Annotated in this window: 9 protein-coding genes and 1 tRNA gene; all 10 read right to left on the reverse strand. The window is 44.7% G+C overall.

Translation table 11 applies throughout. From position 1 onward, the window contains the following. Positions 1 to 20 precede the first annotated feature (20 nt). Positions 21 to 4,211, reverse strand: coding sequence for a DNA-directed RNA polymerase subunit beta' (gene rpoC, locus KUG37_RS12095; RefSeq protein ID WP_216936908.1), 4,191 nt, complete (start codon positions 4,209 to 4,211; stop codon positions 21 to 23). Positions 4,212 to 4,384: 173 nt separating this feature from the next. Then, on the reverse strand, positions 4,385 to 8,473 hold the full coding sequence (gene rpoB / locus KUG37_RS12100; RefSeq protein ID WP_216936909.1) for a DNA-directed RNA polymerase subunit beta: 4,089 nt from the start codon (positions 8,471 to 8,473) through the stop codon (positions 4,385 to 4,387). A 306-nt stretch (positions 8,474 to 8,779) separates the two neighbouring features. Next, a complete protein-coding gene (rplL, locus tag KUG37_RS12105) occupies positions 8,780 to 9,145 on the reverse strand; it encodes a 50S ribosomal protein L7/L12 (protein WP_216936910.1) in 366 nt (121 codons plus the stop codon). A gap of 48 nt (positions 9,146 to 9,193) precedes the next feature. Further along, positions 9,194 to 9,700, reverse strand: coding sequence for a 50S ribosomal protein L10 (gene rplJ, locus KUG37_RS12110; RefSeq protein ID WP_216936911.1), 507 nt, complete (start codon positions 9,698 to 9,700; stop codon positions 9,194 to 9,196). 304 nt (positions 9,701 to 10,004) lie between these two features. Continuing rightward, a complete protein-coding gene (gene rplA, locus KUG37_RS12115) occupies positions 10,005 to 10,700 on the reverse strand; it encodes a 50S ribosomal protein L1 (RefSeq protein ID WP_216936912.1) in 696 nt (231 codons plus the stop codon). Positions 10,701 to 10,703: 3 nt separating this feature from the next. Further along, positions 10,704 to 11,132 carry a 50S ribosomal protein L11 gene (gene rplK, locus KUG37_RS12120; RefSeq protein ID WP_004813566.1) on the reverse strand — a complete coding sequence of 143 codons (429 nt, stop codon included), beginning with the start codon at positions 11,130 to 11,132 and terminating at the stop codon, positions 10,704 to 10,706. A 119-nt stretch (positions 11,133 to 11,251) separates the two neighbouring features. After that, complete coding sequence (gene nusG / locus KUG37_RS12125; RefSeq protein WP_216936913.1) at positions 11,252 to 11,785, reverse strand: transcription termination/antitermination protein NusG; 534 nt, start codon at positions 11,783 to 11,785, stop codon at positions 11,252 to 11,254. A 7-nt stretch (positions 11,786 to 11,792) separates the two neighbouring features. Beyond that, a complete protein-coding gene (gene secE / locus KUG37_RS12130; protein ID WP_216936914.1) occupies positions 11,793 to 12,233 on the reverse strand; it encodes a preprotein translocase subunit SecE in 441 nt (146 codons plus the stop codon). A gap of 74 nt (positions 12,234 to 12,307) precedes the next feature. Further along, a tRNA-Trp gene (locus tag KUG37_RS12135) sits at positions 12,308 to 12,383 on the reverse strand. 52 nt (positions 12,384 to 12,435) lie between these two features. Beyond that, the coding region (locus KUG37_RS12140) for an elongation factor Tu (protein ID WP_216936915.1) at positions 12,436 to 12,722 on the reverse strand (287 nt) is incomplete at its 5' end.

Consider the following 12,722-nt stretch of genomic DNA (forward strand, 5'->3'; position numbering starts at 1 on the left):
TTTTTAAGCTTTAACTTGAATTAGAATTCTTCGTTAAATGCCTGGCTTAGCGCTTGGTCTACATCAGAGAAGTCATTATGCAGTTCAACTTCTGCAGCTTCTGCTTCTTGACGACGACGCTCGAGGTGATAAGCCAAACCTGTACCCGCTGGGATCAGGCGGCCTACAACCACGTTCTCTTTCAAGCCGCGTAAGTCATCTTCTTTACCTGTTACAGCCGCTTCAGTTAACACACGAGTGGTTTCCTGGAACGATGCAGCAGAGATGAACGAGTCAGTAGAAAGCGATGCTTTGGTGATACCCATCAACAGACGCTCAAACTTCGCTGGGAACTTGTTCTGAGCAAGTACAGCTTGGTTTTCGCCAACAACGCGGATGTAATCCACTTGTTCGCCTTTGATGAAGCTAGTATCGCCACCGTCAGTGATATCAACTTTACGCAGCATTTGACGTACGATGACTTCAATGTGCTTGTCGTTGATTTTTACACCTTGCAGACGGTATACGTCCTGAACTTCGTTCACGATGTAGTTGGTCAGTGCAACTTCGCCTTTCAGACGTAAGATGTCGTGCGGGTTTTGTGGACCATCAGAAATGGTTTCACCACGGTTCACATGTTCGCCTTCGAACACGTTAATCGTACGCCACTTCGGAATCAGCTCTTCATAAATCTCAGAGCCATCATCTGGTGTGATCACGAGACGGTTCTTACCTTTGGTCTCTTTACCAAAGCTCACAACACCCGACACTTCTGCAAGGATTGCATGCTCTTTAGGCTTACGTGCTTCGAACAAGTCAGCTACACGCGGCAGACCACCGGTAATATCACGGGTACGTGAAGTTTCTTGTGGTACACGACCAATAACGTCACCGACACCAATTGTTTCGCCATCACGGACAGAAAGAATCGTGTTTTGTGGCAAGAAGTAGAACTGTTCAGTGCCTTCAACCGTATCCAAGACAACTGCAGGACGTAAATCTTTACCTGACGCAGGACGTGAAGTCACTGGCAAGATTTCGATGGTTGACATACCTGTTGCATCATCAGTTTTAGAAGTAACAGTCACGCCATCAGCAATCTGGCTGAAACGTACTTTACCAGCAACTTCTGTTACCAATGGATGTGTATGCGGATCCCAAGTCGCCACGATACCGCCTGCTTCTACGGCTTCGCCATCTTTCAGCAAGATAGACGCACCGTATGGAAGTTTATAGCGCTCACGCTCACGACCTAAGTCATCCGCAATACCGATTTCACCTGAACGTGAAGTCGATACCAAGTGACCTTTGGCATGTTGTACTGTTTTCACGTTGTGGAAACGTACTGTACCCTGGTTACGAACCTGTACGCTGTTTGCAGCAGAAGTTCGGCTCGCAGCACCACCAACGTGGAAGGTACGCATGGTTAACTGTGTACCTGGCTCACCAATCGATTGAGCTGCCATAACACCAACAGCCTCACCCGGGTTCACCTGATGACCACGTGCAAGGTCACGACCATAACATTTCGCACATACACCGAAAGTAGACGCACAGTTTACAACCGAACGTACTTTAATTTCGTCGACACCCTGGCTTTCGATAAAGGTAGCCAGTTTCTCGTCAATTAAAGTGTTACGTGGAAGCAGAACCTCGTCTGTACCAACTTTCTTAACATCTTCAGCAACCACTCGACCCAATACTCGTGCACCCAGGTTCTCGATGACATCGCCACCTTGAATGAATGGAGTCATCACTAGGCCGTCGAAGGTACCACAATCTGGCTCGGTAATTACCAAGTCCTGCGCAACGTCTACCAGACGACGAGTCAAGTAACCCGAGTTCGCAGTTTTCAGTGCTGTATCGGCCAAACCTTTACGCGCACCATGTGTCGAGATAAAGTACTGAAGTACAGTCAAACCTTCACGGAAGTTCGCTTTAATTGGAGTCTCAATGATCGAGCCATCCGGCTTCGCCATCAAACCACGCATACCCGCCAACTGACGAATCTGAGCTGCCGAACCACGGGCACCCGAGTCAGACATCATGTAGATCGAGTTGAATGATTTTTGCTTCTCGTCTTCACCCTGTTTGTTTTTAACAGTGGTGAAAGACAAGTTGTCCATCATCGCTTTAGCCACCTGGTCATTGGTACGCGCCCAAATATCGACCACTTTGTTATAACGTTCGCCGGCAGTTACGAAACCTTGTTCGAACTGTTGTTCAATTTCACGAACTTCAGCCTCCGCTTTACCAATAATGGCTTGCTTTTGCGGTGGAATAACCATGTCTTCCATACCAACAGATACACCTGAACGCGTCGCTTGACGGAAGCCTAGGTACATCAATTGGTCAGCAAAGATTACAGTATCTTTCAGACCCAACTTACGGTAGCAAGAGTTAATTAACTTCGAGATGTTTTTCTTGGTCATCTCAACGTTAATTTGCTGGAAATCCATACCTTCAGGCACAACTTCCCAAAGTAGGCAGCGACCTGGAGTCGTATCTACAATAATGGTTTGCTGTTCGCGGTTACCGTCTTCGTCAATTACAGTCTGGTGTACACGTGCTTTAACGCGAGCGTGTAGATCAACCTGACCAGTCGCCAGTGCACGGTTTACTTCGTGAGTATCCGCAAACACCATGCCTTCACCTTTGGCATTGATTGCATCACGCGTGATGTAATACAAGCCCAAGACAACGTCCTGAGACGGTACGATGATCGGCTCACCGTTCGCTGGAGACAAGATGTTGTTGGTCGACATCATTAACGCACGAGCTTCTAACTGAGCTTCAAGTGTTAATGGTACGTGTACCGCCATTTGGTCACCATCGAAGTCGGCGTTAAACGCAGCACATACGAGCGGGTGTAGACGGATCGCCTTACCTTCAATCAGGATCGGTTCAAATGCTTGAAGACCCAGACGGTGAAGTGTTGGCGCACGGTTCAACATCACTGGATGTTGACGAATCACGTGAGCAAGAACGTCCCAAACTTCCGGGGTTTCGCGCTCAACCATTTTCTTCGCAGCTTTAATGGTGGTTGCTTGGCCAGATGCTTGTAGTTTCGCAAAGATAAACGGCTTGAATAGTTCAAGTGCCATTTTCTTCGGAAGACCACATTGATGCAGACGTAAAGTCGGACCTACGGTAATGACCGAACGACCAGAGTAATCGACACGTTTACCCAACAAGTTTTGGCGGAAACGACCTTGTTTACCTTTGATCATATCTGCCAAAGATTTAAGTGGACGTTTGTTCGAACCGGTAATAGCACGACCACGACGACCGTTATCCAGCAATGCATCTACAGACTCTTGAAGCATACGTTTTTCGTTACGTACGATAATGTCTGGTGCTGCAAGGTCAAGAAGACGCTTCAAACGGTTGTTACGGTTGATCACACGACGATAAAGATCGTTCAGGTCAGAAGTCGCGAAACGACCACCTTCAAGTGGTACCAATGGACGTAGATCTGGTGGAAGTACTGGAAGTACAGTCAACACCATCCATTCTGGCTTGTTGTTCGAATCGTTAAATGCTTCCATCAACTTCAGACGCTTAGATGCTTTTTTAAGCTTGGTTTCTGAAGTTGTAACAGGAATTTCTTCACGTAAACGTGCGATTTCAGCTTCAAGGTCGATGTCTTTCAACAAGTCTTGAATCGCTTCTGCACCCATTTTCGCGCTGAATTCATCACCGTGTTCTTCTAATGCATTGAAGTATTCTTCATCATTTAGAAGCTGGTATTTCTCAAATGGAGTCATACCAGGATCGGTAACCACATAAGATTCGAAATACAATACACGTTCGATATCACGTAGCGTCATGTCTAAAAGAAGACCGATACGGCTCGGTAATGATTTCAAGAACCAGATATGTGCAACAGGTGACGCAAGGTCAATATGACCCATACGCTCACGGCGAACTTTTGCAGTCGTTACTTCAACGCCACATTTTTCACAAATGACGCCTTTGTATTTCATCCGCTTGTATTTACCACACAAGCATTCGTAATCTTTTACTGGACCAAAGATTTTGGCACAGAACAAACCATCACGTTCAGGTTTGAACGTACGATAGTTAATGGTTTCTGGCTTTTTAACTTCACCGTGAGACCACGACTTAATCATTTCTGGTGACGCAAGACCAATACGGATGCGGTCAAACTCTACAGGAGCATGACCGTCTGAATCCGTCTTTTTGCGCATGATATCGAGCAAGTCTTTCAATTTTTTTCTCCGTGTGTTGTGGAGATTTTCACTCAACAACTGGGTCACAAATATTGTTTTTTAACTGAGTAATCCCCCCGCCATCCCGCCTATCTCTAAGCGGGAAACTCCCCTTAAATTTAAGAGGAGTAAATCCCCCTTTATCAAGGGGGTTTGGGGGATTGGATGGTTACTTAGTCACCATTTTTCAGTTCAATGTTGATACCTAAAGAACGGATCTCTTTGGTCAATACGTTGAACGATTCAGGCATGCCCGGATCCATATAATGGTTACCATCTACAATGTTCTTGTAGATACGGGTACGTCCTTCAACGTCATCCGATTTCACAGTCAGCATTTCTTGTAGCGTATATGCTGCACCGTAAGCTTCTAGTGCCCAGACTTCCATCTCACCGAAACGCTGACCACCGAACTGTGCTTTACCACCAAGCGGCTGTTGCGTTACTAGAGAGTAAGAACCAGTAGAACGCGCATGCATCTTGTCATCCACCAAGTGGTTGAGTTTCAGCATGTACATATAACCGACAGTAACTGGACGGTCGAAACGTTCACCCGTACGACCATCATACAATACTGTTTGACCAGTACGTGAAATGCCCGCAAGTTCTAATAACTCTTTGATCTGGCCTTCATCAGCACCGTCAAACACAGGTGTCGCTAAAGGCACACCAGCACGAAGGTTTTTAGAAAGCGCCAAGATTTCATCATCAGTTAAGCTATCAAGATCTTCTTGCTCGCCGCCCACTTTGTTGTAAATCTTGTCTAAGAAGTCACGAAGCTCAATAACAGTACGTTGCTCTTTCATCATCTTGTCGATTTGATCGCCAAGACCTTTTGCAGCCATACCCAAGTGAGTTTCAAGAATCTGACCCACGTTCATACGTGATGGTACGCCCAGCGGGTTAAGTACGATATCAACAGGTACACCGTTGGCATCGTGTGGCATGTCTTCTACCGGCAAGATGTTTGATACAACACCTTTATTACCGTGACGACCCGCCATCTTATCACCCGGCTGGATGCGACGTTTTACAGCAAGATAAACTTTAACAACTTTCAATACGCCAGTAGTCAGCTCATCGCCTGTAGAAAGTTTGCGTTTTTTCTCAGCAAATTTCTCGTCAATTTCAATGCTCTTCTCTTTTAAGAACACTTGAATTTGCGTTAAACGTTCAGCAATTGCTTCATCAACTGGTTGAATTTCAAGCAGGTCTACCAACTCTAAACCAGACAGCATGTCTTCTGACAGTTTGTCGCCACGTTTAGTTGTACCGCCACCATTCGATTCTTGACCATTCAGCAAGCGAATCACACGTTCACGTGCAGCTTCTTCAAAGATCTTGAATTCTTCTTTCAAGTCTTTACGGTATGCATCAAGCTGAGCTTTTTCAATTGCTTGAGCACGTTCGTCTTTTTCAAGACCGTCACGTGTAAACACTTGAACGTCAATCACAGTACCTTTAGTACCTGATGGAACACGTAAAGATGAGTCTTTTACGTCAGCCGCTTTTTCACCAAAGATTGCACGTAGCAATTTTTCTTCCGGTGTTAATTGCGTTTCACCTTTAGGGGTTACTTTACCGACTAGAATATCACCTGCAGTCACTTCAGCACCGATATACACGATACCTGATTCATCCAGCTTAGACAGTGCAGCTTCACCCACGTTCGGGATATCGGCAGTAATTTCTTCAGCACCCAACTTAGTATCACGTGCAACACATGATAATTCTTGGATATGAATCGAAGTCAAACGGTCTTCTTGAAGTACACGCTCAGATAATAAGATCGAGTCTTCGTAGTTGTAACCATTCCAGGTCATGAACGCAACGCGCATGTTCTGACCCAGTGCAAGCTCACCGCCATCTGTCGATGGACCATCAGCCAATACATCACCACGACCCACTTTATCGCCCATATTTACCAGAACTTTCTGGTTAATACAGGTGTTCTGGTTCGAACGTGTGTATTTGATCAGGTTGTAGATATCTACACCGGCTTCACCCGCGATCATTTCGTCTTCATTCACACGAATAACCACACGCGACGCATCAACATACTCGATACGACCGCCACGTTTTGCGATTACACATACACCCGAGTCATGCGCTACGTTTGCTTCCATACCGGTACCCACAAGCGGTTTATCCGCAATGAGTGTTGGTACAGCCTGACGTTGCATGTTTGAACCCATCAATGCACGGTTGGCATCATCGTGTTCAAGGAACGGAATCAGTGACGCTGCTACAGATACAATCTGCTGCGCAGAGACATCCATATGCGTTACTTTTTCAGGAGGCATACGTACGAAGTCACCTTGATGACGCACAGATACGAAGTCTTCGATTAATTTACCGTCTTTATCCATTGCAGAATCGGCCTGTGCAATCACAGTACCTACTTCTTCAATTGCAGATAAATACTCAATATCCATGGTTACGCGACCATCGATAACTTTACGGTAAGGCGTTTCCAAGAAACCGAAGTTATTGGCTTTTGCGTAAACTGAAAGCGAGTTGATCAAACCAATGTTTGGACCTTCCGGTGTTTCAATTGGACATACACGACCGTAATGCGTTTGATGTACGTCACGTACTTCAAAGCCGGCACGTTCACGGGTCAAACCGCCGGGACCAAGCGCCGAAACACGACGTTTGTGCGTGATTTCAGACAATGGGTTGTTTTGGTCCATGAACTGAGACAACTGGCTTGAACCAAAGAACTCTTTGATTGCAGCAGCAACAGGCTTCGCGTTGATTAAATCTTGCGGAGACAAATTATCTGTTTCAGCTTGTGATAGACGCTCTTTCACAGCACGTTCTACACGAACCAGACCAACACGGAATTGGTTTTCTGTCATTTCACCAACAGAACGAACGCGACGGTTACCCAAGTGATCGATATCGTCGACTTCGCCTTTACCGTTACGGATTTCAACCAATGTTTTCAGTACATCGATGATATCGTCGTTCGACAAGATGCCTTCAACTTCACGCGACTTCTGATCTGTACCCACTTCGTAAGGACGACCCAAACGACGGTTGAACTTCATACGACCGACTGGAGACAAGTCATAACGTTCTGTAGAGAAGAACAAGTTATTGAATAAGTTTTCAGCAGATTCTTTGGTTGGTGGCTCGCCTGGACGCATCACTTTGTAGATTTCTACAAGCGCTTCTTCACGAGTGGTCGTGGTGTCTGCACGTAGAGAATCTGCAACGAATGAACCACGGTCGATATCATTGGTGAACAGAATATTGAACTCTTTAACACCGCCTTCTGCAATTTTCACCATGATCTCATGGCTCAATACTGTGTTTGCAGCAATCACATCGCCATCTTTTAATGGGATGTCTTCGGCAGTGATACGTTCGTACAAGTACTCATCAGGAACAGAAAGCTTTTCAAGGCCTGATGCTTCCATTTGACGTACATGACGCGCGTTAATACGTTTACCTTGTTCAACGATCGCTTTGCCATCTTTATCCAGTATGTCAAATTGTGCCATTTCGCCACGCAGACGTTCTGGTACAAGATCAATTTGATAGCTACCCATATCAAGATATACAGGTACTTTCTCATAGAACATGTTCAGGATTTTTTCGTTGCTTAAACCAAGCGCACGAAGTACCACAGTCGCAAGTAATTTACGACGACGGTCAATACGAACGAAGACTAAATCTTTCGCATCGAATTCAAAATCTAACCATGAACCACGGTAAGGAATGATACGCGCTGAATAAAGGACTTTACCGCTTGAGTGAGTCTTGCCTTTATCGTGGTCAAAGAATACGCCTGGTGAACGGTGTAATTGTGACACGATTACACGCTCGGTGCCGTTAATCACAAAGGTACCGTTATCCGTCATTAATGGCATTTCGCCCATATAGACTTCTTGTTCACGTACGTCTTTAATTGACTTCGTTTCACGATCTTTCAGGATCAAACGAATTTTTACACGCATTGGTGCTGCATAAGTTGAGCCACGAAGGATACATTCGCGTACATCAAACTCAGGCTTACCAAGACTATACTCAACAAATTCTAAAGCAGCATTGCCAGAATAACTTTCAATAGGAAAAACTGAACGAAATGCGGCTTGGAGACCGATATCTTCGCGGTTTTTTGGTGATTTGCCATCTTGTAAGAATGTTCTGTACGAGTCGACTTGAATCGAAAGCAAGTACGGAGCATCCATGATGCTAGGCAATTTACCAAAATTCTTACGGATCCGTTTCTTTTCGGTATATGAGTATGCCATCTGGAGTCCTCGGAAAGTGTAAACCAAGCCCGCCTGCAGAACGGGCTCAGAAGGAATTACGCTGGCCGATATGGCCACCACTCTTTACAAATGCTGCAATTTTTAGTGGTTTTAAAACGCTTATCAATATTTTTTAATGAAAAATATTGATAAATGTTTGTTCATTATGATTATTTTCAATTTGTATGATTTTTATATCATGCAAACAAAAATCGAGCCGATTATTGTAACGCAAAAAGGCTGATGACCCAAGAGCCATCAGCCAAATTTTGGAGTCAATTTTTAACAAATCGACTCCCGGCAAAATTACTTAACAGTAATTGTTGCGCCAGTAGTTTCAAGCTTAGCTTTAAGTTCTTCAGCTTCTTCTTTAGAAACGCCTTCTTTAAGAATCGCTGGAGCACCTTCAACCATGTCTTTAGCTTCTTTCAAGCCAAGACCAGTTACTTCACGAACTGCTTTAATTACAGCAACTTTGTTCGCGCCGAATGAAGTCAACTCAACGTTGAATTCAGTTTGTTCTTCAGCAGCAGCAGCAGCAGGACCAGCAGCAACAGCTACAGCAGCAGCAGAAACGTTGAATTTCTCTTCGAAAGCAGAAATAAGTTCAACAAGTTCAAGAACAGTTTTTTCAGCAACTGCGTTTAGGATTTCTTCGTTTGTTAAAGCCATGAGAGTAACTCCAAATGGGTATTGAATGATGTGTGTGTAAGTTTGAGCTTATGCAGCTTCTGAACCGTTTTTCTCTTGAAGCGCTGTAAGCAAGCGGCCCAATTTCGAAATAGGTGCTTGAAGTACATTTGCAAGCATAGTAAGTGCTTTCTCTTGGTTCGGAAGGTTCGCGATAACGCTAACTTCAGCACCTTGATACACTTTGCCATCAAATGCAGCAGCTTTAAGTTCAAATGCTTTATTAGTTTTAGCAAATTCTTCGAACAAACGAGCAGCAGCGCCCATGTCGTCTTCAGAAGTTGAGAAAGCTAAGATTGTTGGGCCAACAAGGTTGTCGTTCAAGATATTAAATTGAGTATCTTGAAGAGCGCGTTTAGCCAAAGTATTACGTACAACGCGTGTAGCAACACCTAGTTTACGAGCTTCAACACGTAGAGTAGTTAATTGCTCTACAGTTAAACCTTGATAGTCAGCAACAACAGCAGCAAATGCAGTAGAAGCAATTTCAGCTACTTCAGCTACAATCTGTTTTTTGCCTTCGATAAGAAGAGCCATTGTAAAACCTCCTAACGGTGATTTATGTGCTTACAAGAAGCACACTCCCAATTCGCAAGACCATCACTGGACTCACACGCGGAGGATGAACAAAATCACACCACCGCGTCTACGCAGGCTGGGCTATTAAGAGCGAAGCATAAAACTCCCCTCGCCTGAGGTCTTTGACGCTGATAAACAAATAGTTATCAATTCAAAGTTTGCCTAAGTCTGCAAGAAGGCCGAAACCGGTTTTCTTGCGTAATATTTGAAGCGTTGCTTCAAATATTACTCAGGGCTTTAAAATTCTGTAATAAGTCGAGACTTATTTAGAAATGTTTGCTACGTCAACGATCAAACCAGGACCCATAGTTGAGCTCAAAGTGATCTTTTGGATGTAGATACCTTTAGAAGTAGCAGGTTTTAAACGTTTCAAGTCAGCAACTAGTGCTTCAACGTTTGAACGAACAGCTTCAGCAGTGAAACCTACTTGACCGATCGCAGCGTGGATAATACCCGCCTTGTCTACACGGTAACGTGCTTGACCAGCTTTTGCATTTTTAACTGCAGTCGCTACGTCAGGAGTTACAGTACCCACTTTAGGGTTTGGCATTAAGCCACGTGGACCAAGGATCGTACCCAATTTACCAACAACGCGCATTGCATCTGGAGCAGCAATTACTACGTCAAAGTCAAGGTTACCCGCTTGGATGCTTTCAGCAAGATCGTCGAAACCAACGATGTCTGCGCCTTCAGCTTTAGCAGCTTCAGCAGCAGCGCCTTGAGCGAATACAGCTACACGTACAGTTTTACCAGTACCTGCAGGTAGTGTAGTCGCGCCACGAACAACTTGGTCAGATTTACGAGGATCAACACCTAGGTTTACAGCGATATCCAAAGATTCTTTGAATTTCGGCGCAGGAAGGCTTGCAATTACAGCAACCGCTTCTTCCAAAGTGTAAACTTTTTGTGCTTCAACAGCGGCAACAATCGCTTTTTGACGTTTAGTTAATTTAGCCATGTCTTAAAGCTCCACTTCCAAGCCCATAGAACGTGCAGAACCAGCGATGGTACGTACACGCGCGTCTAAATCAGCACCAGTTAAATCTGGTTCTTTAGTAGTCGCAATTTCTTCCAATTGAGCACGAGTCAACTTACCAACTTTAGTTTTGTTTGGTACAGCCGAACCCTTTTGGATACCAGCAGCTTTCTTAAGAAGAATAGCAGCAGGTGGAGTTTTCATGATGAATGTGAACGACTTGTCGTTGTACACAGTAATCACAACTGGAATTGGTAGACCAGCTTCAAGTTTTTGTGTCGCAGCATTGAATTCTTTACAGAAAGCCATGATGTTCACACCACGTTGACCTAGTGCAGGACCAATCGGTGGAGATGGATTCGCTTTACCAGCTGGAACTTGCAGCTTGATATAGCCGTCAATCTTCTTAGCCATTTCAAATTACCTCTGGGTGCAAACGCCGGTGAAGGCTCCCCAATAATTTCAAGTAACGATACCGTTACAACAACAATGCCTGACTTATAAATAAGTCAGGCGTTTTCAACCCATACAAATCAGATTGTTTTTTCGACTTGACGAAATTCCAATTCAACTTGAGTTGGTCGGTTAAATACATTAATGGTCAGCGTTAAGCGTGACTTTTCGTACTGAACTTCTTCCACCACACCTTTAAAGTCTGTGAATGGACCGTCAACCACGAGCAATTCTTCGCCTGGTTCAAACATTGTCTTAGGACGAGGTGCTTCACCAGTATTGCGTACACGAGCTAAAATCGCATCTGCTTCTTTTTGCGTAATCGGTGCCGGTTTTTCAGCCGTACCACCAATAAAACCTAAAACTTTTGGACATTCTTTAACAATGTGCCAAGTGTCATCGTTCATTTCCATTTCGACCAATACATAGCCAGGAAAGAACTTACGCTCTGATTTACGCTTCTTGCCATCCTTCATCTCTACCACTTCTTCGGTAGGAACAAGGACTTCACCAAAGCTATCGGCAACAGCGCTACGCTGGATTCGATCATTAAGCGAACGCATCACTTGTTTTTCATAACCTGAATAGGCATGAATAATGTACCAACGTTTCATAGCTCTCTTACCCGATAATAAACTTCATTAACCAGCCTAAGATATAGTCAAAACACCACAACACGATGGATGTAATCACGACTACAACAAGAACTTGCCAAGATGTGGACATCGTCTCTTGTTTGGTAGGCCAGGTCACTCGACGTAACTCAACTCGTGCATCTTGAAGAAGACGAATAAAGCCTTTGCCTTGATGGGTGGCGTATAATAAACCTAAAGCCGCTACGACACAAGCCAAAATCACCCCAACACGCACCCAAATATCATTCGCGGGTGCCCAGTAAGCTGGTAAATATTGGTTTACCATCATTGCGCCAGCCAATAAAATCAAGGCGATAACCCATAGAACCATGTCTAATGGAGAACCAGAACTTACATCTACTGCAGGATTATTTCTTTGAGGAATTGCCGCTTCGCCTAATGCGTCGCGTGATTTATCATTCGACATTTTTGTACTCGTCGTAGGTTTCGCGACTTATTATATGACCAATTTTGCCGACATCAAGCGTCTTTTTAAAAACTTGGCAGGTCAGGAGGGACTCGAACCCCCAACATTCGGTTTTGGAGACCGACGCTCTACCAATTGAACTACTGACCTGCAAAATAACAGGTTGGAGCCGAAACCCCAACCCGTTTATTTTATTCTATGATTATGCAGTTACTTTAGCAACTACACCAGCACCAACTGTACGACCGCCTTCACGGATCGCAAAACGTAGACCTGGGTCCATTGCGATCGGGTGGATGAGCTCTACTGACATCTCAACGTTGTCACCAGGCATAACCATTTCCACGCCTTCTTTAAGCGAAATCGCACCAGTTACGTCCGTAGTACGGAAGTAGAACTGTGGACGGTAGCCGTTAAGGAATGGAGTGTGACGACCACCTTCTTCTTTAGAAAGTACGTATACTTCCGCATCGAATTTAGTATGTGGCT

The organism is Acinetobacter sp. BY419, from assembly GCF_019038395.1.
Lineage (GTDB): Bacteria > Pseudomonadota > Gammaproteobacteria > Pseudomonadales > Moraxellaceae > Acinetobacter.